Below are 20,891 nucleotides of genomic sequence, written 5' to 3' on the forward strand. Positions count from 1 at the left end.
ACACAATTTAGGGAACTGCTGTGAATTTGTAAAGGCCTTCGTCGAGAAGATTCTTACCCTCACCGGCAGCGCTCGACGGCCCGCAACTCTCATTTGACAAACGTGCGTCGATGCCCATGGGTGGGGATAACCCGCCAACCTTCAAGTAGCCGTTGAAGCACGTTTCCATCCACAACCTGTGGGAAAGAGAATCCCAGGTCAAGCGGGTTTCCGAAAGGGTACGTGTGCCGATATCACGCGATTGTCCACAGGTCCTCTACACAGGGCGTGCGGCGTTTCCCGCACGTTGTCCCCAGGGTTATCCACAGGCTGGTTTGCGTGTGTCGGACCCCCTGCCTAGCGTGTGCGAGGGCCTTCCAGCGGGCCCGGAAGAGGGGCATGGATGTCGATCGCGGACCTGTCTGACGACCGCCTCGGCGGATCCCGGGGTCCGGAGCGAACTCCGCCGCACGACATGCTCGCCGAGCAGAGCACCCTCGGTGGAATGCTGCTGTCGGGCGACGCGGTCGCCGACGTCATCGAAGCACTCCGCGGCACGGACTTCTACGTGCCGAAGCACGAGCTCATCTTCGAAGCGGTGCTCTCCCTGTACTCGCACGGTGAACCGACCGACGTCGTCGCCGTCACCGACGAACTCATCAAGACGGGCGATCTGCAACGTGCGGGCGGGGCCGATTACCTGCACTCCCTCACCTCCATCGTCCCGACGGCGGCGAATGCGGCCTACTACGCGTCGATCGTGCGCGAGCGGGCGCTGCTCCGACGTCTCGTCGAAGCCGGTACGCGCATCGTGCAGATGGGCTACAACGGCCAAGGCGAGGCGCTCGACCTCGTGAACAACGCGCAGGCCGAGATCTACTCGGTCACGGGTGCGGAGCAGTCCGAGGACTACGTCCCGCTGCAGGTCGCGGTCGATGCCGCGGTCGAGGAGATCGAGGCGGCGCGAGGTCGCGACGGTCAGATGACCGGCATCCCCACCGGCTTCGCCGCCCTCGACCAGCTCACCAACGGCCTGCACGGCGGACAGATGGTCGTCGTGGCCGCGCGTCCCGCCATGGGTAAGTCGACGCTCGCGCTCGACTTCGCCCGCGCGGCCGCCATCAAGCACAACCGCCCCACCGTCTTCTTCTCGCTCGAGATGGGACGCAGTGAGATCGCGATGCGTCTCATGAGCGCCGAGGGTGCGGTCCCGCTGCAGAGCATGCGCAAGGGCATGCTCGACAGCCGCGACTGGACGACGATCGCCTCGACCCGCGGGCGGATCAATGACGCGCCCCTGTACATCGACGACAGCCCGAACATGACGCTCGTCGAGATCCGCGCGAAGTGCCGCAAGCTGAAGCAGCGCGTGGGCCTCGAGATGGTCGTCATCGACTACCTGCAGCTCATGACGAGCGGCAAGCGCGTCGAGTCGCGCCAGCAGGAGGTCTCGGAGTTCTCGCGGGCCCTCAAGCTGCTGGCGAAGGAGCTGCAGGTTCCCGTCATCGCTCTGTCGCAGCTGAACCGTGGCGCCGAGCAGCGCGCCGACAAGAAGCCCGCCATCAGCGACCTGCGTGAATCGGGCTCGATCGAGCAGGATGCCGACATCGTCATCCTCCTGCACCGTGAGGCCGCCTATGAGAAGGACAGCCCCCGCGCAGGCGAAGCCGACCTGATCGTCGCCAAGCACCGAAACGGCCCGACCGACACGGTCGTCGTCGCCTTCCAGGGGCACTTCTCGCGCTTCACCGACATGGCCGTGGGGATGGACTGAGCCCACCGGCGTCCGCACCGACAGGCCGGCTGCGACAGCTCACGCGGGATGCCGCGCGAGCAGCTTCGACGTGACGATCATCGCGCCGCCGAGCACCGCGGGGATGCCGCCGCCCGGGTGCACCGATGCGCCGACGCGCCAGAGCCACGGCGTCCGCGGATCGTGATGCGCGGGGCGGTGGAACGGACCGCTCATCCAGAGGGGCCGGGCCGCGCCGTACAGCGCTCCGTGCGGCTCGCCGAAGCTGCCGAAGTAGCGCGGGTCGAGCACCGCGGCATCCGTCATCAGCTCGGTGATCGATCCGTCGAGACCCATCGCCCGCGAGATGCGGTCGACCTCGCGCCGGACGAAGGGGTGCTCGAGGCTGTAGTCCGACCCGTCGGCCGGGGCGGTCAGCAGCACCGCGACCGTGCTGCGCCGGTTCGGGTAGGTCTCACCCGCACGGTACAGGTTCACGAATGCCATCGTGTCGGCGGGCTCGTCACCCGCGGCGAGGCTGCGGAACAGCGCCTCGGGCTTCGTGGGCAGGATGACGCTGTGCGCCGCGATGTGCGCAGGCAACGACTCGCGCAGCGCACCGTAGATCGCGACCGCCGAGCACGACAGCGCGCGCGCCGGGCGAGGCCGCCGCCCCCGCAGCTCCGCCACGCGATCGGCGTCGAGTGCGGTGACGACGAGGTCCGCCGCGAACGATCCGCCCGCCGTCGTGACCCGCCCGCGCTCGATGCGCGTGACGGCTTCGCCCGTGCGGATGTCGACACCGGCGGCATCCGCCATGCGTGCCAGCGCGAGCGGGATCTCGTACACGCCGCCGCGCGGCACCCAGACGCCGGACTCGGCCATGACGGCCGGCATGCTGGCGTACAGGGCCGGCGTCTGCGACGGCGAGACGCCGGCGTTCAGCGTGTGGATCGCGATGATCTCGCGCAGGCCGTCGGGCATCCAGGTGAGACCGTCGAGGTAGGCGCGCGTGCTGAGCCGTGCGCCGTAGACGGCGAGCAGCCGGCGCAGCGCCGGCAACGAGCGACGGTCGAGCGGGTCGGCGACCAGGAGCGAGGTCACGTCGCCGGCGAGCGGGGCGTGCAGGTCGCTGAACCGCTTCCACGCCGGGTACCACCGGTGGTCCGGCGGGACGGGGAGCGTGACCTCCTCGCCGTCGAAGTGATAGCGCCCCACTTCGGGGAGCCGCTCCAACTCGATCTCGCCTGCGTCGCCGGCAGCGCCGAGTCGCCGTCGCAACTCGTCCCAGACACCGGGGAAGGTCACGAGCGACGGCCCCGAATCGATGCGCTCGCCGTCCACGTCGAGCCGGCGGCTCTTGCCCCCAACGGTCGATGCCCGCTCGAGCAGGGTCACCTCGTGCCCGGCCTGGGCGAGCAGCGCGGATGCCGCGAGCCCGCCGAGCCCTGCGCCGACCACCACGATCCGGCTCATCCGTACGCCTCGAAGAACATTTTCGCCAGTTGCAGTCCGCTCGCCAGCGACCCGGCGACGTACGGGAACGCGATCGACAGGGGGTACAGGCGGCGGCCGGTGGCGGGGGTGGGGCGCAGCAGCATCCATCCGACGAGGACCCCTGCGATGAGGAGGTTGAGCGCCGCGACCGGGATGCTGACGAGGGCGAACAGCGCGGTGGAGGCGAGCCACCAGACGCCGCTCCACACCGCCGTCCCCCGGGGGCCGAGCAGCACCGGGGTGGTCAGGATGCCCGCCTCGCGGTCCTCGTCGATGTCCTGCACCGCGTCGTAGGCGTGCTTGGCGACGCTCCACGCGAGCAGGCCGATGACGGCGGGCCAGAGCGGCGGCGCCCCGAGCGCGACCGGCACGATGAGCAGGGGCAGGCCGTACGCGGCGTTGCTGAGGGAGTCGACGAACGGGTGCTGCTTGAAGCGCAGCGGCGGGGCGGAGTAGAAGACGAACACCGCCGTGTAGAGCAGGATCAGCGCGTTCGCCGCCGGCGGGTAGGCGATCGCGAACCACACCAGGAACGGGACGTTCGTGATCGCGACCGCCCACACGATGAGCCGCACCTCGCGCGGCTCGATGCGGGCACCCTCGATGGAGCCCTTCCGCGGATTGAGCGCGTCGGTCTCCTGATCGAAGATGTCGTTCACGCCGTAGATCAGCAGGTTGAACGGCAGGGTGAGCCAGAGCAGCAGCGGGATCGCCGCGGCATCCAACAGCTGACCCGTCAGCCACATCCCCAGCACGCCCGTGCCGATCGTGTTGATCCAGAGGACCGGACGCGAGATGTGGACCAGCCGGCCCACGACCGATCGCACGGAGGACGTCGGTGCGCGGTGATGATCGATGGCGGGGCTCCTCGGACGGGGGACGGTGCGGACATCGACCCTGTCCCGCGATTGTAAGCAGGGTGGATGCCTGCGGTTTCGCCCTTGCGCCGGTCGGTTCGGCGGGTCAGGGGTGGCGGGCGATCGGCTCAGGGGACGCGAGTTGTCGCCCACGTGCCGAACCAGCGGCAGATCGGGTCCCCGGAGCGGGGGATGCCGGCGTTCGGGGGACGCGAATGGCCGCATCAGCCGGGTCGGCGCGACAGGATGCGTCCCTCGAACCCGGAGGCCCGCGAGCAACAAGCCCGCCGCTTGACGCGCATACCCTAGGGGGGTACCGTATCCAGCATGAACGGGTACGACGCCAACAAGGATGATCTGCAGAAGCGGCTGCGCCGCGTCGAGGGGCAGGTGCGCGGCATCGCGCGCATGGTCGACGAGGACAAGTACTGCATCGACATCCTCACGCAGGTCTCGGCCGCGACGAAGGCCCTCGAGACCGTCGCGCTGTCGCTGCTCGCCGACCACCTCAGCCACTGCGTCGCCGAAGCCAGCGCCGAGGGCGGCCAGGTCGCCGCCGACAAGATCCGCGAGGCGAACGACGCGATCGCGCGTCTCGTCCGCTCCTGAACCCGACAACCCCCGAACCCGGAGGAATGACATGACCGAACGCATCCAGCTCGGACTCACCGACGTCTCCGCGTCAGCGCAGGCCCCCGCATCCGCCGTCAACGTGGACATCCTCGTGACCGGCATGACCTGCGGGCACTGCGTCGCGAGCGTGAAGGAGGAGCTCTCCGAGGTCGACGGCGTCGAGGCCGTCTCGGTCGAGCTCGTGAAGGGCGGCGCGTCGCGGGTCACCGTGCACAGCGCGACTCCTGTCGACGACGACGCCATGACCGCCGCCGTCGAGGAGGCCGGATACACCCGGGTGCACGCATGAGCACCACCGACGTCGAGCTCGACATCTCGGGGATGACCTGCGCGTCGTGCGCCACCCGGATCGAGCGCAAGCTGAACAAGCTCCCCGGCGTCGAGGCATCCGTCAACTACGCGACCGAGAAGGCGCGCGTCCGGTCGAGCGATGTCGACACCGACCGGCTCATCGCGACGGTCGAGGCGGCCGGCTACGGAGCTGCCGTCCCAGCGCCCGAGGTCGCCGTCGACGATGCGGATGCCGACGAGACCCGCCCGCTGCGTGATCGCCTCATCATCAGCGCGGCCCTCGCCCTGCCGGTCGCGGTGCTCTCGATGGTTCCAGCCCTGCAGTTCGAGTACTGGCAGTGGCTCGCGCTCACCCTCACCGCGCCCGTCGCGGTCTGGGGCGCCTGGCCGTTCCACCGCGCCGCCGCGATCAACCTCCGACACGGCGCCGCGACGATGGACACGCTCATCAGCCTGGGCGTCGTCGCCGCGTTCGGCTGGTCGCTGTACGCGCTCTTCTTCGGCGGAGCGGGCATGCCCGGCATGACCATGACGTTCACGCTCGTCGGCGCGCCCCGGTCGGGCGGACACGAGATCTACCTCGAAGTCGCCGCGCTGGTGACGGTGTTCATCCTCGCGGGCCGCTACATCGAGGCCCGCGCGAAGCGGGCGTCGTCCGAGGCGATGCGCGCGCTGCTCGAACTCGGGGCGACGGATGCCGCGAAGCTGCAGGACGGCGTGGAGGTCCGGGTGCCGGTCGCCCAGCTCGTCGTCGGCGACACGGTCGTCGTGCGCTCCGGGGAGAAGATCCCCTCGGACGGGCTCGTCGTGTCGGGGATGAGCAGCGTGGATGCGAGCATGCTGACCGGCGAGTCCATGCCCGTGGAGGTCGTGGAAGGGTCCCGCGTCGTCGGCGCGACGGTCAATGTCGGCGGTCGACTCGAGGTCGAGATCACCCGCGTCGGCGCCGACACCGAGCTCGCGCGGATGCGGCGGCTCATGGAAGAGGCGCAGACCGGCAAGGCGCAGGTGCAGCGTCTCGCCGACCGCGTCTCGGGCATCTTCGTGCCCGTCGTCATCGTGCTCGCGATCGCCGCCCTCGTCGGCTGGAGCCTCGCGGGTGCCCCGTGGGAGCTCGCCTTCACCGCGGCCGTCGCGACCCTCATCATCGCCTGCCCCTGCGCCCTCGGCCTCGCCACCCCGACCGCTCTGCTGGTCGGCACCGGGCGCGGGTCGCAGCTCGGCATCCTCATCCGCGGTCCGCAGGTACTCGAGCAGACCCGCACGGTCGACACGATCGTGCTCGACAAGACCGGCACGGTCACCACGGGACGCATGAGCGTCACCGACGTCCGCCCGGCGCCAGGCGTCGACCGCGATGCGCTGTTGGCGGTCGCCGCCGCCGTCGAATCGGGGTCGGAGCACCCCGTCGCCCGCGCGATCGTCGCGGCGTCGGCTCCGGGGAGTGTCGAGTCGTTCCAGTCGCACGCCGGGTTCGGTGTGCAGGGCGTCGTCGACGGCGCGGCCGTGGTCGCCGGTCGGCCTTCGTGGCTCGCCGAGGAGTGGGCCGTCGCGATGCCCGCCGACCTGCCGGACGGAACGGTCGTGGCCGTCGCGCGGAACGGCGACTACCTCGGCGCGATCGTCGTCGCCGACACGGTGAAGCCGTCGAGCAGCGCGGCGATCGCGCGGTTGCGTGAGCTCGGTCTCGAGCCGATCCTGCTGACGGGCGACACCGAGTCGGCGGCTCGAGGCGTCGCCGCCGCCGTCGGCGTCGAGCGGGTCGAGGCCGGCGTCACACCCGCGGGAAAGCTCGACGCGATCCGCCGACTGCAGGCGGATGGCCGCGTCGTCGCGATGGTGGGCGACGGCGTCAACGACGCCGCAGCGCTCGCCGCCGCCGACCTCGGCATCGCGATGGGTGGCGGGACGGATGCGGCGATCGCGGCATCCGACATCACCGTCGTCTCCGGGGATCCGATGGTCGTCGTCGACGCGGTGCGCCTGTCGCGGCGGACCCTCGGGATCATCAAGGGCAACCTGTTCTGGGCCTTCGCCTACAACGTCGCCGCCATCCCGCTCGCGATGGCGGCGCTGCTGAACCCGCTCGTCGCCGCCGCGGCCATGGCGCTGTCGTCGGTGTTCGTGGTGACGAACAGCCTGCGGCTGCGCGGATTCCGCCCTACGGTGAGGTGATGTTCACCGTCACCGAGTCCGTCCGCATCGACCGCCGGGTGGACGAGGTGTTCGACTTCTTCACCGAGGGTCGCGCCCGCTGGGACGAGTCGGTCATCTCGGAGGAGCTCACCTCACCGCCCCCGGTCGGTGTCGGGTCCACCCTGCACACACGGATGCGGGCGATGGGACGCGAAGTCGACTTCGACTGGCGCGTCACCGCGTACGAGACCGGCTCGCGGATGGCGGTCACCAGCACGAGCGGGATCATGGCGACCAGCTCGGATCTGCAGTTCGCCGACGCGGGCGGGGGCACGCTGGTGGCCGTCCGCATCGACGCGGAGCCCACCGGGATGATGCGACTCGCCGAGCCGATGATCGCCGAGTCGATCCGCTCGACGCTCGCGTCGTCGCTCGGGCGGGCGAAGCGGATGCTCGAAGAGCGCTGACCTACTTCACGAGCGGCCGCACCGCGGTGAACCCGCCGTCGACGGGGATGATCTGCCCGGTGACGCGCGAGGCATCCGTCGACAGCAGCCAGTCCATGACGGCTGCGACCTCGTCTGCGGACTGCACACCGCCGAGGGGATACTGCTTCTCGGCGCCCTCGCGCAGCATCGGCGCTTTCAGCATCCCGGCCGTCAGCGGCGTGTCGGTCATGCCGGGGGCGACCGCGTTGACCCGGATGCCGCGGCTCGCATACGTCGCGGCGGCGCTGCGCACGAGCGCCTCGACCCCGCCCTTCGCGGCGGCGATCGCCTCGTGGTTCGCCACACCGATCCGCGCAACCACCGAGCTCGCGAAGACGGCGGCGCCCGGCTCCTTGCCGATCGCCTCGATCCACGCCTGCAGGATCCAAATGCTGCTCTCGAGGTTGACGCGCAGGATGTCGCGCGCGGCGTCGGCCTTCGTCCGATGCAGCGGGGTGATGAGCGTGCTACCGACCGCGTGCGCGAGCCACGCCGGTGCGTCACCCAGCTCGGACCGGCAGCCCTCGAGCGCCGCGGCGGCACCCTCGGGCGTCGTCACGTCGGCTTCGATGTGCGCGTCCGCATCGACGGAGGCGAGGGATGCGGCATCCCGCCCCACCGCGGCGACGCGCAGACCGCGCGCCCGCAGCCGTGCGACGAGGGCGCTTCCGACACCGCCACGGGCGCCGGTCACGAGGGCGATGTCGGTCGAGGTCATGATGCTCTCCTTGCTCAGGTGTGCGGAACCGCGATGTCGCCGCGCCGGAGCGCGTCGGCGCGCTCACGGATGCCGGTGATCTCGTCGTCGTCGAGGCGCGACACGTTCTTCACCTGCAGCGCCATGCGGTGGTTGGCGGCGAGGGGCTCCTCGTGGCGGATGAGGTAGTCCCAGTACAGAGTGGTGAACGGACAGGCGTCCTCACCGACGCGCTTCGCGGGGTCGAACGGGCACATCCGGCAGTACGGACTCATCCGCTGGATGTACTTGCCCGTCGCGGCATAGGGCTTGCTGCCCATCAGGCCGCCGTCGGCGTACTGGCTCATGCCGAGGGTGTTGGGCAGCTCCGCCCATTCGACCGCGTCGACGTAGACCGCGAGGTACCAGGCGTGCACCTCCTTCGGGTCGACCCCGAGCAGCATCGCGTAGAGGCCGGTGACCATGAGGCGCTGGATGTGGTGCGCGTACCCGTTCTCGAAGGTGGTGTCGATCGCGTCCTTCAGGCACGCCATCGGGACGTCGCCGGTCCAGTACCAGTCCGGCAGCGGCTCGAACGCCTCGAACGCGTTGCGCTCGAGGTATCCCGGCATCTGCGTCCAGTAGATCCCGCGGACGTACTCCCGCCACCCCAGGATCTGGCGGACGAAGCCCTCGACGGCCGCGATCGGCGCCTTCTTCGCACGGTAGGCCGCCTCGGCGGCCGCCACGACCTCGCGCGGCGTGAGCATCTTGAGGTTCATCGACGACGAGAGGTGCGCGTGCCAGAGCCAGGGCTCACCGGGCCACATCGCATCCTGCGTCTCGCCGAATCCCGGCAGCCGCTCCTCGATGAAGAGGTCCAGCGACTCGAGCGCCTGCGCGCGGGTCACCGGCCACGCGAACGTCTCGAGCGAGCCAGGGTGGTCGCCGAAGCGCCGCTCGACGAGCGCGAGCACGTCGCGGGTGATGTCGTCGGGCTCGAACCTCGCGCGCGGCGGGACGAGTCCCGGTCCCTCCTTCGGGAACGAGCCGCGATTGTCGGCGTCGTAGTTCCACTGTCCGCCGAGGGGCGTCCCGCGGGTCGTCATCAGCACTCCGTGCCGCTGACGCATCTCGCGGTAGAAGTACTCCATCCGCAGCGACGTCCGCCCCGCGGCGTGCTCGGCGAACTCGGCGACGGTGCAGAAGAAGTGGCGGTCCTCGCGGATGTCGAGGGGGATGCCGGCATCCTCGGCCGTCTCGCGCACGGCCTCGCGCACGCGCCACTCGCCGGGCTCGGTGACGATGAGCGCCTCGGGTGCGAGCTTCTTCACGTCCGCCGCCAGTTGCGCGGCGAGGGAGTCCTTCGTCGCCCGACCGTCGAGCTTCGCGTAGTGGAGGGGACGCCCGGCATCCGTCAGCTCCGCGGCGAAGTGGCGCATGGCGGCGAGGAAGACGGCGGTCCGCTGCTTGCTGCTCCAGACGTGTTCGGACTCACCGGTCACCTCGGCCATCCACACCGCGTCGCGGTCCGGATCGAAGTCGTCGAACGCGCTCGACTCGTGATCGAGCTGATCGCCCAGCACGATGACGAGGTGTCGCAGCATGGCGCCAGCGTAAGAACGTCATCGGAGGACCCCCACGGGTTGTGCGCGTGGCCGGTTCGCGCTAGCCCGCGTCGAGACGGCATCCTGGGGGCATGCCTGCGACCGAGGACGCCCCCGACGTCGACGTCGAGCACGTCGGCGACGGTCACCGCCGCACCCGCGTGACGCGCGTCGAGACCACCGCCGGGGACGGCGGCCGCCCGTTCGTCCTCGTCGCGGGCGTCGGCGTCGCCGCGACGTACTTCGAGTTCCTCGCGCCCTCGCTCGCCGAGCACGGCGACGTCTTCGCCCTCGATCTGCCGGGCTTCGCGGGGATGCCCCGCCCCGGCGACCAGCCGACGGCCGAGTTCTTCGCCGACCGGGTCGAAGAGGTGCTCGACCATTACGGCCTCGATGACCCTGTGGTCATCGGCCATTCCATGGGCACGCAGGTCGTGACCGAGGTGCTCGTCCGTCGCCCGCAGCTGCGTCACGCAGTGCTCGTGAGTCCCGTCGTCAACGATCAGGAGTCGTCGCTGCCGATCGTCGCGCTCCGCTTCGCGCAGTCGGCCACCCGCGAGACGTTCCACCTCGCGATGACCGCGCTGTCGGCCTACGTCCTCTGCGGGTTCGTCTACTTCGTCCAGGTCCTGCCGCACCTGCTGCGGTACCGGCTGATCGAGCGGCTGCCGCTCGTCGACGCATCCGTGCTGCTCATCCGCGGCGAGTTCGACGCGACCTCGCCGCGCCGCTTCCACTCCCGGCTCGTCGGGGCTGCGCGGCGCGCGCGACGCTGGGAGATCCGGGGTGCGGCCCACTCGATCATCAACGCCCACGCCGTCGGCGCGGCCGATCTCATCGTCAAGCACGCGAACGATTCGCTCGCACCGAAGGGACGGATGCCGGCCGAGAAGGCGGTCGTCCCGCCCCCGCCGCACGCGGGGCTCGACGTCGTGCTCAGCGCGATGCGGGAGCGGTTCGCCGAGTGGTACTGCGCCGCGCGCGGCGACGAGGCGGGCGTCGAGCGGGCCAAGGAACGGCACGCCCGCATCCTGTGGCGCGCGTACTCGCGCTCGGGCGAGGACCCGCGGCGCGAAGCGCGCTGACGCGCTCGACCTGCCGAGCCGGGCGCCCCCGGGTCACCCTGCCGCGCGGTCCGCCCACACGTCGAGCACGCGCTCGCCGGCCGCCGCCACCGCCGCGGAGACAGCACCGGTGACGACCACCTCGCCGCCGAGGGTCGAGGCGACGAGCTCGGGCGCCGGCAGGTCGAGGTCCGTGGGCAGGTAGCGGCGCGCGGCGGCGACGACCTCGTCGACGCCGTCGGCGATCGCACCGGAGACGACCACCCGCTCGGGGTCGAACATGCTGCCCAGGACGCTGACGATGCGGGCGAGGGCCATGCCGACGCGGTCGACGATGCGCAGCGCGTCGGCGTCGCCGCGCGCGGCCATCGCCAGCACCGTCCGCGCGTCGAGGTCGTCGGGCGTCATCGCTCGGAAGCCGGCCGTCGCGTCGCCCGAGCGCGCGAGGTCCGCCGCCCAGGCCGCGACCCGCGACCCGAGACCGTCCGCGCCTCGCACGCCGTCGACGTGATCGAACGCGACCATCTCGCCGACCCCGCCGTGACGTCCCCGCAGCAGGTGCCCGTCGACGACGACGCCCGCCCCGAGGCGCGAGCCCGCGAGCAGCGCGATGTAGTCGTGGCATCCGATCGCGGCACCGACCGACCCCTCCGCGACCGCGGCCAGCGACGCGTCGTTCTCGATCCGCACGATCGGCGCCCACGCCAGGACGTCTGCCAGGTCGGGGTTCATCCGTTCCCAGAAGCGGGTGGGATGCTGCGGCGATCGCCCGCTCCGATCGACCGGTGCGGGGACGCCGGCGCACACCGCCAGCACGTCGGCGCGGGATCGTCCGGCTGAGGTCAGTGCCCGGTCGACGGCGGCGACGACGACCGCTGCGCGGGCGGGCGCGTCGTCCCGGTCGAGCGCGAGGCGGGCGTCGGCATCCGCGATCCGTCGTCCGCGGAGGTCCGCCACCGCCACCGAGACGTGCTGGTGGCCCGCGTCGATCCCGACGACGACCGCAGCGTCCTCGCGCAGGGCGAAGCGCCGGGCGGGCCGGCCCTTGCGGTAGTCGCCGGCGAGGCGGGCGTTGGGCAGTTCCCGCAGCAGCCCGCGTGCGACGAGGGCGTCCGTCGCCTCGATCGCGGTCGACCGCGTCACGCCGGTGGCGCTCATCGCGTCGGTCGCGGTGAACTCGAGCGTCTGCCACGCGAACGCCAGGACGGCGTCCTGACTGGCCGGCCGGGCCGGGGTGGTGACGAGCGTCGACATCGAGTCTTGACCTTTCGGGTTGCGCCCTGCAATATTGCCTGCATCACATTGATTTGGCGACTAAATATATTCGCTCGATCACGCTGGCACCACCTTCGTCCGCAACGACGCGATCGGAATCACATGACACCCACACGCTCACGGGCCCGGCGCCTCGCCGCCGCGCTGACCGTCGCCGCTCTCGGCGGCGCGCTGCTGGCGGGCTGCTCCGCGGACGGCCGAGAGACGCTCCGCTTCACCTTCAGCAAGCGCGAGGCCCTGCCCTTCATGCAGGACGTCGTGCAGCAGTACAACGCCTCGCAGGACGACGTCACCGTCGAGATGGACACCTCGGGTGTCGACGTCGTCTCGGCGAGCTTCGTCCGCGGCAACCCGCCCGACATCATGCTCGCCAACTACAACTACGAGGTCGCCCGCTTCGTGCAGCGGTGCGCGCTCAGCGACATCGGCGACACGGATGCCGCGGCGACCGTGCGCGAGGACCTGCAGCCGCTCATGGAGCAGTACGGCAACTGCGAGGGTCGCACCAGCGCCCTGCCGTACTCCGTGATGGCCTCGTCCGTCATCTACAACACGCAGATCTTCGAGGAGACCGGCCTCGAGGTCCCGACGACCTGGGACGAGCTGATCGAGGTCTGCGACGCGCTCGAGGCCGCCGGCGTCACGCCGTTCTACGGCACGTTCAAGGACGACTGGACGGTGGCGCAGGGCTGGTACGACTACGCCGTCGGGGGCTCGATCGACGTGATCGACTTCTTCGACGGGCTCGCCGCCGAAGGGACCGACGTCGACGCCTCGTCCGACGTCTCGTTCGAGAAGGACTTCACCGGTCCCCTCGAGAAGGTGCTGCAGCTGGCGAGCGACTACACGAACGACGACGCCGACAGCCGCGGCTACGGCGACGGCAACCTCGACTTCGGCAACGGCGAGGCGGCGATGTACCTGCAGGGGCCGTGGGCGTTCAGCGAGATCGCGAAGACCGCCCCGGATGCGCCCCTCGGGACGTTCCCGTTGCCGATGACCGACGACCCGGACGACCGGGCGATCCGCGTGAACATGGACCTCGCGGCGATGATCCCCGACGCCTCCACGAAGAAGGACGCGGCCCGCGACTTCCTCGAGTACCTGTACCGGCCCGAGATCATCGAGGCGTACAACCAGTCGCAGCTCGGGTTCGCCCCGACGACGGATGCCGCTCCGCCCGATGATCCGCGCATCGAGGGCATGCAGACCTTCTACGACGAAGGCCGCATCTACCAGGGGCCGTCGGTCCTCGTCCCCAAGACCATCCCGGTCTTCAGCTACGCGCAGGCGATGGTCTTCGGCCAGGACCCCGCGCGGACCTTCGCCACCCTGGACAACGACTGGTCGCGGCTCGCGTTCCGTCAGCCCGTCCTCACCGATGACGCCGAGGAGGCAACGCGATGACCGTCACCACCGGGGCGACGACGACCCTCTTGACGGCGGGCGACCGCACCGCCCGCCGCAAGAGCACACGAGTCGAGCCGATCTACTACCTGTTCCTGCTCCCGACCGTCGTGCTCTTCACCCTGGCGATCACCGTCCCGGGCGTCATCGGCATCTTCTTCAGCCTCACCGACTCGATCGGGCTGGGGGAGTGGAACTTCATCGGGTTCACCAACTACATCGCCCTCTTCAGCGACCCGGCGATCCTGCAGAGCTACCTCTTCACGGCCGGCTTCGCGATCGCGACCGTGATCGTCGTCAACATCGCGGCGTTCCTGCTCGCCGTCGGGCTGACCGCCCGCATCCGCTTCAAGACGGGCCTCCGCACGATCTTCGTGATCCCCATGGTCATCTCGGGCATCATCATCGCCTACGTCTTCAACTTCCTGTTCTCGAACTCGCTGCCGTCGGCGGGCTCGGCGCTCGGCGTGCCGTGGCTGCAGGAGAGCCTGCTGGCGAACCCCGACCTCGCGTGGGTCGCCATCGTCATCGTCACGGCGTGGCAGGCGATCCCCGGGACGCTCCTCATCTACATCGCCGGCCTGCTCTCGGTGCCGGGCGATGTGTACGAGGCGGCGGACCTCGACGGCGCCTCGAAGCGGCAGCAGCTGCTGCGCATCACGGTGCCGCTCGTCGCGGGCTACGTCGTCATCAACGTGATCCTCGGGTTCAAGGGATTCCTGAACGCGTACGACATCATCGTCGGCCTCACGAACGGCGGCCCCGGCACCGCCACCCGCAGCGTCGCGATGACGATCATCGCCGGCTTCAACGGTGGCGACTACGCCTACCAGATGGCCAACGCGACGATCTTCTTCATCGTCGCCGTCGTGATCTCCCTCCTCCAACTCTCGCTCACGCGCGGAAGGAACCGAGTCTGATGTCCACCACACAGCCCGCGCTCGCCTTCGAACAGGCCGACGCCGTCACCGCGACGAACCGCCCCGCCGATGCCCCGCGCCGCCGGCGCCGAGCGATCGCCGAACGGCCCAGCTGGTCCACCACCGTCATCCTCTTCCTCTGCGCGATCACCGTCCTCCTGCCGCTGTACGTCACCATTTCGATGTCGCTGAAGACCACGGGGCAGGCCGTCGACGGCAACGCGTTCTCGCTGCCGGCCCCGATCAGCTTCGACGGGTTCGTGCAGGCGTGGAACCTGACGCAGTTCCCCGTCGGCGCCGCGATCTCGTTCCTCGTCACCGCCGGCACCGTCGTCGCGACGATCATCCTGGCCGCTTTCGCGTCCTACGCGATCGTCCGCAACTGGGACCGGAAGCTCTTCCGCTACTCGTTCTTCTACCTGCTCGCGGCGATGTTCATCCCGTTCCCCGTGGTCGCGCTGCCGCAGATCCAGCTGACCGGCCGGCTCGGGCTCGACAACCCGTTCGGGGTGATCCTGCTGGCGACGATGTTCCAGCTCAGCTTCAGCGTCCTGCTGTTCACCGCGTTCCTGCGCTCGATCCCGATCGAGCTCGAGGAGAGCGCCCGCATCGACGGCGCATCGACGTGGCAGACGTTCTGGAAGCTGATCTTCCCGCTGCTCGCGCCGATGAGCGCGACGGTCGGCATCTTCGCCTTCCTCTACGCGTGGAACGACTTCATGCTCCCTTCGCTGATCATCTCCGACCCGTCGATGCAGACCCTGCCCGTGCGGCAGAACCTGTTCCAGACGCAGTTCAGCAACAACTACAACGTCGCCTTCGCGTCGTACCTCATGGCCATGGCCCCCGCGATCCTCGCGTACCTCTTCACCCAGCGCTGGGTGATGGAGGGCGTGACGCAGGGCGCCGTCAAGGGCTGACCGACCACCGAACCCCGAAAGGACACCGTGACCTCCGACGTGCAGACCGCACCCGAGACCGCCGACCTCACCGACGCCGAGCTGCCCGAGTGGTGGCGCCAGGCGGTCGTCTACCAGGTGTATCCGCGCAGCTTCGCGGATGCCGACGGTGACGGCATCGGCGACCTGCGCGGCATCCGCTCGCGGGTGCCCTACCTGACGGAACTCGGCGTCGACGCGGTGTGGATGAGCCCGTTCTACCCGTCGGAGCTCGCCGACGGCGGGTACGACGTTGCGGACTACCGCGACGTCGACCCCCGCCTGGGGACGCTCGCCGACGCCGACGCGCTGATCGCGGCGCTGCACGGGGCGGGGATCAAGGTCGTCATCGACATCGTGCCGAACCACACGTCCGACCAGCACGCGTGGTTCCAGGAGGCCCTCGCTTCCGAGCGCGGCTCGGGGGCGCGGGCGCGGTACATCTTCCGCGACGGGAAGGGCGAGAACGGCGAGGAGCCGCCGGCGGACTGGCAGTCCGTGTTCGGCGGGCCGGCCTGGGAGCCGGTCGGCGACGGCCAGTGGTACTTCCACAACTTCGCCGTCGAGCAGCCGGACCTCGACTGGTCGAACCCCGAGGTGCGCGCCGACTTCGTGCGGACGCTCCGCTTCTGGTCCGACCGGGGCGTCGACGGATTCCGCATCGACGTCGCGCACATGCTGACGAAGGATCTGCCCGAGGCGCTGCCGACGCAGGCCGAGCTCGATGCGATGCCGCTGGACGGGCGGCATCCGATGATCGACCGCGACGACGTGCACGAGGTCTACGCCGAGTGGCGGGCGGTCTTCAACTCGTACGACCCTCCCCGCACCGCCGTCGCCGAGGCCTGGGTCGCGCCCGCTCGCATCCCGCTGTACGCAAGCGCCGAGAGCCTCGGGCAGGCGTTCAACTTCGACCTCCTCGAGGCCGACTTCGAGGCGTCGCAGTTCCGACGCATCGTCGCCGACAATCTCGCGCTCGCCGCGTCGTCGGGATCATCGACCACCTGGGTGCTGTCGAACCACGACGTCGTGCGCCACGCGACGCGCTACGGGCTGCCGCATCCGGCACGGGATGCCTCGGGCCGCCCCGCGCGCAAGCACGGCAACGAGTGGCTGCTCTCCGGCGGCACCGAGCCGGCGCTCGACGCCGACGGCGGCCTGCGGCGTGCGCGTGCGGCGAGCCTGTTCGTGCTGGGGCTGCCCGGTTCGGCGTACGTCTACCAGGGCGAGGAGCTCGGGCTGCAGGAGGTGGCGGACATCCCCGACGGCGCGCGGCAGGACCCGACCTACTTCCGCAGTCCGGGGGAGGACATCGGACGTGACGGATGCCGGGTGCCGATCCCGTGGTCCGAGGACGGCCCGTCGTTCGGCTTCGGAGACGGTGCCGCCCACCTGCCGCAGCCGTCGTGGTTCGGGGCGGTGTCGGTCGCGGCGCAGGAGGAGGACCCCGGGTCGACGCTGAACCTGTACCGTCGCGCGCTGCACCTGCGTCATGAGCTGCAGACGGCGGAGGAGCTCGCCTGGGTCGACACCGGGCGCGGTGACGTGCTCGCCTTCACCCGACCGAACGGCTGGACGGTCGTGACGAACTTCGGTGACGAGCCGGTCGACCTGCCCGGCGCATTCGCCTCCGGCGAGGTGCTGGTCGCGAGTGGTGAGCTCGACGGCCGCCGACTGCCGGGCGCGACGACGGTCTGGCTGCGCGCCGCGCGCTGACCGGAGCGGGGGTCCGCCACCTGCCGGGGGACCGGTGGCGGACCCCGGGGGCCGCCACGTCGTCCTGCCGCGGACCGTTCTCCGGATGGAAGCGATCTCCACGGCGTGTGGAGAGCGCCCGGGCCGCAATCGTCCGGAGAACTGACACGCGCGAGCTTCTCCGCCGTGGTCCGCACGACTCGACTGCCGGGTCGGATCACCACTCCGTCGCCGAGTCGCCACCCGGATCCGCGACGATGGATGGTGAGTCGGCACGCGGGTGGTGTTCCGGCGTAGGTGGGGCTTGAGCCGGGGGTGAGCGGATGCCGGAGGGCGACAGCGTGTTCCGGCTGCGGCAGCGGCTGGCCGCGGCATCCGTCGGTCACGGCGTCGTCGCGGGCGAGCTGCGCTCCGGCGCTGCAGCGGGCGCCCCGCTCGCGGGCGTCCGCATCCTCGCGCACGACACGCACGGCAAGCATCTGCTGACCCGGTTCGACAGCGGGCAGACGCTCCACACGCACCTTCGGATGCAGGGCAGCTGGACCGTGACGCGGCCCGGTCGTCGCATCCCCTCGCGCGAGGATCACCGGGTGCGCGTGCGGATGCGCCTCGACGACGGCTCGACGCTCTGGGGCATCGACCTGCCGGTGGTCGAGCTCGTCGCGACGACGGACGAGCCAGGGCTGCTCGGGTACCTGGGTCCCGATCCGCTGCGGGACGACTGGGATGCCGCCGAGGCCGTCCGCCGACTCGCATCACGAACCGAGCGGCCCCTCGTCGCGGCGCTGCTCGATCAGCGGAACCTCGCCGGGCTCGGCAACCTGTGGGTGGGCGAGACCGCGTTCCTCTCCGGCGTGCATCCGTTCGCGCCGATCGGGTCGGTCGACCTCGAGTCGCTCGTCGAGAGGGCGTCGCGGATGCTGCGGATTTCGGCGACCGTGCCGGGCATGTACCAGGTGACCACCGGTTCGACCTGGAAGGGCGAGTCCCACTGGGTCGTCGGCCGCGCCGGGCGGCCGTGCCTGCGATGCGGCACGCGGATCCTCGTGCGCGACGAGGTCGCGAACGACCCGGAGCGCCGTCGCACCTGGTGGTGTCCGCGGTGCCAGCCGGAACCATGAGGGTGCATGACCGCAACCCCTTCGCCGTTGCCTGCCGCTCGACGTAGCGTCACGGCATGGCTTCCACCCCTGCACCCAAGACGTGCGCCTCGTGCGGGCGCGAGATCCAGTGGCGCAAGAGGTGGGAGAACACCTGGGACGACGTGAAGTACTGCTCCGACGCGTGCCGGAAGCGCGGCATCCGTCCCGTCGACGAGAAGCTCGCCGCGTCGATCCGCGAGCTGCTCGACGCGCGTGCGGCGTCGGCCACGATCTGCCCGTCCGAGGCGGCTCGCGCCGTGGGCGGCGAGGAGTGGCGCGACCTCATGGAACCCGCCCGCCGGGCGGCGCGCCGACTGGTCGCGGCCGGCGAGGTCGAGATTACCCAGCGCGGGCAGGTCGTCGACCCGTCCACCGCGAAGGGGCCGATCCGCATCCGGAAGGCCCGGTGACGTGCAGACCTTCGTCCCCTACGACGACCTCGCCCGCGGCGTGGCGGCGCTCGACACGAAGCGGCTCGGCAAGCAACGCGTCGAGACGCTGCAGGTCATGCGGGCGCTGACGATCCCCGACTACGGCTGGCGGCACCATCCCGCGGTGAAGATGTGGCGCGGGCACCGCGCCGCGCTCATGGTCTATCAGGACGTCACGGTCGACGAGTGGATCCGCCGCGGGTTCGCCGACACGACGCGGGCCTCGACTCTGGCGACGCTCGACGAGATCCCCGAGGACGGTGCCGAGTACCGGTCGGGGACGGTGCGGATGCCGCCCTGGTTCGGCCGCGCGGACGTCCACCGCTCGCACCGCTCGAACCTGCTGCGGAAGGATCTCGAGTACTACCGCGCGCAGGGCTTCGACGATCCCGACGACCTGCCGTACGTCTGGCCGACGGCGGACGAGACCTGAGTCAGGCGGATGCCGCCCACGCCCGCACCTGCGCGATGAGGTCCGCCTTGCGCGCGGCATCCGCGAACGACGCCTCGATCGAGTTCGCGGCGAGCTGCGCCAGCTCGGCCGTGTCGAAGCCGAGTGAGGCGACGGCGGCGTAGTTGTCGCCGATGTAGCCGCCGAAGTACGACGGGTCGTCGGAGTTGATCGTCGCGACCACGCCCGCGTCGACGAGCCGCCGCAGCGGATGCGCGGCCAACTCGGGCACCGCCTGCAGGCGGACGTTCGACAGCGGGCACACGGTCAGCGGCACACGGTGCTCGGCGAGATGCGCGAGCAGGTCGGGGTCGTCGACCGAGCGGATGCCGTGGTCCACCCGTTCGACCGCGAGCAGCCGCAGCGCCTCCCACACGTACGACGGGGGCGCCTCCTCGCCGGCATGGGCGACGCGGTGCAGCCCGAGCTCGGCGGCGCGGCGGAAGACGCCCTCGAAGAGGGACGGCGGGTAGCCGACCTCGGCGGAGTCCAGACCGATGCCGAGCAGCTCGTGCGCGCGGGGCGCGATCGCCTCGATGAGCGCCTCGGCCGACGCGACGGGGTGGTCGCGGACGATGCAGACGATGAGTCCGCCGGTGATCCCGAAGCGCTCGGCCGCGACCGCGAAGCCGGCCTGCAGCCCGTCGATCACGACGTCGACCGGCACGCCGTTCGTCGCGTGGACCTGCGGGTCGAAGAACATCTCGACGTGACGCACGCCGTCGGCGGCGGCCTGCTCGAAGTAGGCGACGGCGAGGTCGGTGAAGTCCCGCTCGGTGCGCAGCACCGCCATGCAGGCGTAGTAGAGGTCGAGGAACGACTGCAGGTCCTCGAAGTCGTACCGACCCCGCAGGTCGTCGACGTCGGCGAACGGCAGCGTCACGCCGTTCCGCGCAGCGAGGGCGAACGCCAGCTCGGGCTCGAGCGTGCCCTCGATGTGCAGGTGCAGCTCGGCCTTGGGGAGGGTGCGCAGATCCGTCACGGGGAGCCATCGTACGCATCCGACCCCGGGCGGGTCAGGCGGCGGCGAGCTCCGAGCGCCGCGCCGACAGCTGGTCGAACGTCGGGAACGTCTCGGCGATGGGGTTTCCGGTGAAGTGGCCGACCCAGCCGTCGTCGTCGTGGAAGAAGCGGATGCTGGTGAACTCGGGCGTCGTGCCCATGTCGAACCAGTGCGTGGTGTTCGCCGGCACCGAGACGAGGTCGCCCGCCTCGCAGTAGAGGGCGTAGACCTTCTCGTTCACGTGCAGGTAGAAGACGCCGGCGCCGCGCGCGAAGAAGCGGTCCTCGTCGTCGTCGTGTTTGTGCTCCGACAGGAAGCGCTGACGCGAGGCGTCCTTCACCTCGTCGTAGTTCTCCTGCGAGGGGGACAGGCCGACGATGTCGACCAGGGTGTAGCCCTCGCGCTGCTTCACCTCGTCGACCTCGGACGTGTACAGGTCGAGGACCTGCTCGAGGGTCGCGTCGGCGGCGAAGTCCTTGACCTCCCACCGCGAGAAGCGGGCGCCGAGCGTCGCGAGCTCGGCGCGGATCTCTTCCGCGTCGACGGTCTCGATCACGGGCGTGGACGGATCGGTGTCGTTCCAGACGGTCAACAGGGTCACGTGGGCTCCTCGGGATGCGGTCGCGTGTGCCGATTCTCGCGCGTCGGTGCTCGCGGGGCCACTCGCGC

20 protein-coding genes are annotated in these 20,891 nt (G+C 70.5%); 13 read left to right on the plus strand and 7 right to left on the minus strand.

Going from position 1 to position 20,891, the window contains the following annotated elements:
• Positions 1–382 precede the first annotated feature (382 nt).
• Positions 383–1,753: a replicative DNA helicase gene (gene dnaB / locus KZX17_RS04310; RefSeq protein ID WP_248170563.1), complete on the plus strand. Its 1,371-nt coding sequence runs from the start codon at positions 383–385 to the stop codon at positions 1,751–1,753.
• Between the two features lie 39 nt (positions 1,754–1,792).
• Here dnaB and KZX17_RS04315 read toward each other — a convergent pair whose 3' ends face one another.
• Positions 1,793–3,187 carry an NAD(P)/FAD-dependent oxidoreductase gene (locus KZX17_RS04315; RefSeq protein WP_248170561.1) on the minus strand — a complete coding sequence of 465 codons (1,395 nt, stop codon included), beginning with the start codon at positions 3,185–3,187 and terminating at the stop codon, positions 1,793–1,795.
• Positions 3,184–4,065 (minus strand): UbiA family prenyltransferase, encoded by an 882-nt coding sequence (locus KZX17_RS04320; RefSeq protein WP_374107922.1) that lies wholly within the window; start codon positions 4,063–4,065, stop codon positions 3,184–3,186. The genes KZX17_RS04315 and KZX17_RS04320 overlap by 4 nt, the downstream gene beginning before the upstream one ends.
• A 327-nt stretch (positions 4,066–4,392) precedes the next feature.
• Here KZX17_RS04320 and KZX17_RS04325 point away from each other — a divergent pair, with 327 nt between their 5' ends.
• The 4 genes from KZX17_RS04325 to KZX17_RS04340 are packed head-to-tail and all read left to right on the plus strand — an operon-like array spanning position 4,393 to position 7,592.
• Complete coding sequence (locus KZX17_RS04325; RefSeq protein WP_064002763.1) at positions 4,393–4,674, plus strand: metal-sensitive transcriptional regulator; 282 nt, start codon at positions 4,393–4,395, stop codon at positions 4,672–4,674.
• A 31-nt stretch (positions 4,675–4,705) separates the two neighbouring features.
• The gene (locus KZX17_RS04330) at positions 4,706–4,987 is read left to right on the plus strand and encodes a heavy-metal-associated domain-containing protein (RefSeq protein ID WP_248170559.1); all 282 of its coding nucleotides are present in this window, start codon (positions 4,706–4,708) and stop codon (positions 4,985–4,987) included.
• Positions 4,984–7,164 (plus strand): cation-translocating P-type ATPase, encoded by a 2,181-nt coding sequence (locus tag KZX17_RS04335; RefSeq protein WP_248170557.1) that lies wholly within the window; start codon positions 4,984–4,986, stop codon positions 7,162–7,164. Before KZX17_RS04330 ends, KZX17_RS04335 begins: the two co-directional genes overlap by 4 nt.
• Positions 7,164–7,592, plus strand: coding sequence for an SRPBCC family protein (locus KZX17_RS04340; protein WP_248170555.1), 429 nt, complete (start codon positions 7,164–7,166; stop codon positions 7,590–7,592). Before KZX17_RS04335 ends, KZX17_RS04340 begins: the two co-directional genes overlap by 1 nt.
• Before the next feature lies 1 nt (position 7,593).
• Here the strand turns inward: KZX17_RS04340 and KZX17_RS04345 are convergent, their stop codons facing one another.
• Both KZX17_RS04345 and KZX17_RS04350 read right to left on the minus strand, forming a co-directional pair.
• Positions 7,594–8,331, minus strand: a complete 738-nt coding sequence (locus KZX17_RS04345; protein WP_248170553.1) for an SDR family NAD(P)-dependent oxidoreductase — start codon at positions 8,329–8,331, stop codon at positions 7,594–7,596.
• A 14-nt stretch (positions 8,332–8,345) separates the two neighbouring features.
• Positions 8,346–9,896, minus strand: a complete 1,551-nt coding sequence (locus KZX17_RS04350) for a cryptochrome/photolyase family protein (RefSeq protein WP_248170551.1) — start codon at positions 9,894–9,896, stop codon at positions 8,346–8,348.
• 92 nt (positions 9,897–9,988) lie between these two features.
• On the opposite strand from KZX17_RS04350, the gene KZX17_RS04355 reads away from it, so the two are divergent.
• Positions 9,989–10,981: an alpha/beta fold hydrolase gene (locus KZX17_RS04355; protein WP_248170549.1), complete on the plus strand. Its 993-nt coding sequence runs from the start codon at positions 9,989–9,991 to the stop codon at positions 10,979–10,981.
• Between the two features lie 33 nt (positions 10,982–11,014).
• On the opposite strand, the gene KZX17_RS04360 is transcribed toward KZX17_RS04355, so the two are convergent.
• On the minus strand, positions 11,015–12,214 hold the full coding sequence (locus KZX17_RS04360) for an ROK family protein (RefSeq protein WP_248170547.1): 1,200 nt from the start codon (positions 12,212–12,214) through the stop codon (positions 11,015–11,017).
• 123 nt (positions 12,215–12,337) lie between these two features.
• Between KZX17_RS04360 and KZX17_RS04365 the strand changes: the two genes are divergently transcribed.
• The 7 genes from KZX17_RS04365 to KZX17_RS04395 all read left to right on the plus strand — a co-directional run bounded on the left by KZX17_RS04365 (position 12,338) and on the right by KZX17_RS04395 (position 19,201).
• Positions 12,338–13,642: an ABC transporter substrate-binding protein gene (locus KZX17_RS04365; RefSeq protein WP_248170545.1), complete on the plus strand. Its 1,305-nt coding sequence runs from the start codon at positions 12,338–12,340 to the stop codon at positions 13,640–13,642.
• A complete protein-coding gene (locus tag KZX17_RS04370; protein ID WP_248170544.1) occupies positions 13,639–14,562 on the plus strand; it encodes a carbohydrate ABC transporter permease in 924 nt (307 codons plus the stop codon). The genes KZX17_RS04365 and KZX17_RS04370 overlap by 4 nt, the downstream gene beginning before the upstream one ends.
• Positions 14,562–15,482, plus strand: a complete 921-nt coding sequence (locus KZX17_RS04375; RefSeq protein ID WP_248170543.1) for a carbohydrate ABC transporter permease — start codon at positions 14,562–14,564, stop codon at positions 15,480–15,482. Before KZX17_RS04370 ends, KZX17_RS04375 begins: the two co-directional genes overlap by 1 nt.
• 27 nt (positions 15,483–15,509) lie before the next feature.
• Positions 15,510–17,216, plus strand: a complete 1,707-nt coding sequence (locus KZX17_RS04380) for a glycoside hydrolase family 13 protein (RefSeq protein ID WP_374107900.1) — start codon at positions 15,510–15,512, stop codon at positions 17,214–17,216.
• Between the two features lie 302 nt (positions 17,217–17,518).
• Positions 17,519–18,316 carry a DNA-formamidopyrimidine glycosylase family protein gene (locus tag KZX17_RS04385; protein ID WP_248170542.1) on the plus strand — a complete coding sequence of 266 codons (798 nt, stop codon included), beginning with the start codon at positions 17,519–17,521 and terminating at the stop codon, positions 18,314–18,316.
• 56 nt (positions 18,317–18,372) lie between these two features.
• A complete protein-coding gene (locus KZX17_RS04390) occupies positions 18,373–18,747 on the plus strand; it encodes a DUF2256 and DUF3253 domain-containing protein (protein ID WP_248170541.1) in 375 nt (124 codons plus the stop codon).
• A gap of 1 nt (position 18,748) precedes the next feature.
• Positions 18,749–19,201, plus strand: a complete 453-nt coding sequence (locus KZX17_RS04395) for an MSMEG_6728 family protein (RefSeq protein WP_248170539.1) — start codon at positions 18,749–18,751, stop codon at positions 19,199–19,201.
• 1 nt (position 19,202) lies between these two features.
• Here KZX17_RS04395 and KZX17_RS04400 read toward each other — a convergent pair whose 3' ends face one another.
• Together KZX17_RS04400 and KZX17_RS04405 are read right to left on the minus strand one after the other, a co-directional pair.
• On the minus strand, positions 19,203–20,201 hold the full coding sequence (locus tag KZX17_RS04400; protein ID WP_248170537.1) for an adenosine deaminase: 999 nt from the start codon (positions 20,199–20,201) through the stop codon (positions 19,203–19,205).
• Positions 20,202–20,235: 34 nt separating this feature from the next.
• Positions 20,236–20,823 (minus strand): cupin, encoded by a 588-nt coding sequence (locus tag KZX17_RS04405; protein WP_248170536.1) that lies wholly within the window; start codon positions 20,821–20,823, stop codon positions 20,236–20,238.
• Positions 20,824–20,891 lie beyond the last annotated feature (68 nt).

Origin of the sequence: Microbacterium sp. EYE_78 (assembly GCF_023149035.1) — a bacterium.
Taxonomy (GTDB): Bacteria; Actinomycetota; Actinomycetes; order Actinomycetales; family Microbacteriaceae; genus Microbacterium.

Excerpts from the sequence above, each read along its gene's own strand:
- KZX17_RS04330 (WP_248170559.1), top strand. The coding sequence starts at position 4,706 with ATGACCGAACGCATCCAGCTCGGACTCACCGACGTCTCCGCGTCAGCG.
- KZX17_RS04325 (WP_064002763.1), top strand. The coding sequence starts at position 4,393 with ATGAACGGGTACGACGCCAACAAGGATGATCTGCAGAAGCGGCTGCGC.
- KZX17_RS04360 (WP_248170547.1), bottom strand. The coding sequence starts at position 12,214 with ATGTCGACGCTCGTCACCACCCCGGCCCGGCCGGCCAGTCAGGACGCC.
- dnaB (WP_248170563.1), top strand. The coding sequence starts at position 383 with ATGTCGATCGCGGACCTGTCTGACGACCGCCTCGGCGGATCCCGGGGT.
- KZX17_RS04335 (WP_248170557.1), top strand. The coding sequence starts at position 4,984 with ATGAGCACCACCGACGTCGAGCTCGACATCTCGGGGATGACCTGCGCG.
- KZX17_RS04365 (WP_248170545.1), top strand. The coding sequence starts at position 12,338 with ATGACACCCACACGCTCACGGGCCCGGCGCCTCGCCGCCGCGCTGACC.
- KZX17_RS04390 (WP_248170541.1), top strand. The coding sequence starts at position 18,373 with ATGGCTTCCACCCCTGCACCCAAGACGTGCGCCTCGTGCGGGCGCGAG.
- KZX17_RS04385 (WP_248170542.1), top strand. The coding sequence starts at position 17,519 with ATGCCGGAGGGCGACAGCGTGTTCCGGCTGCGGCAGCGGCTGGCCGCG.
- KZX17_RS04345 (WP_248170553.1), bottom strand. The coding sequence starts at position 8,331 with ATGACCTCGACCGACATCGCCCTCGTGACCGGCGCCCGTGGCGGTGTC.
- KZX17_RS04370 (WP_248170544.1), top strand. The coding sequence starts at position 13,639 with ATGACCGTCACCACCGGGGCGACGACGACCCTCTTGACGGCGGGCGAC.
- KZX17_RS04350 (WP_248170551.1), bottom strand. The coding sequence starts at position 9,896 with ATGCTGCGACACCTCGTCATCGTGCTGGGCGATCAGCTCGATCACGAG.
- KZX17_RS04315 (WP_248170561.1), bottom strand. The coding sequence starts at position 3,187 with ATGAGCCGGATCGTGGTGGTCGGCGCAGGGCTCGGCGGGCTCGCGGCA.
- KZX17_RS04340 (WP_248170555.1), top strand. The coding sequence starts at position 7,164 with ATGTTCACCGTCACCGAGTCCGTCCGCATCGACCGCCGGGTGGACGAG.
- KZX17_RS04375 (WP_248170543.1), top strand. The coding sequence starts at position 14,562 with ATGTCCACCACACAGCCCGCGCTCGCCTTCGAACAGGCCGACGCCGTC.
- KZX17_RS04355 (WP_248170549.1), top strand. The coding sequence starts at position 9,989 with ATGCCTGCGACCGAGGACGCCCCCGACGTCGACGTCGAGCACGTCGGC.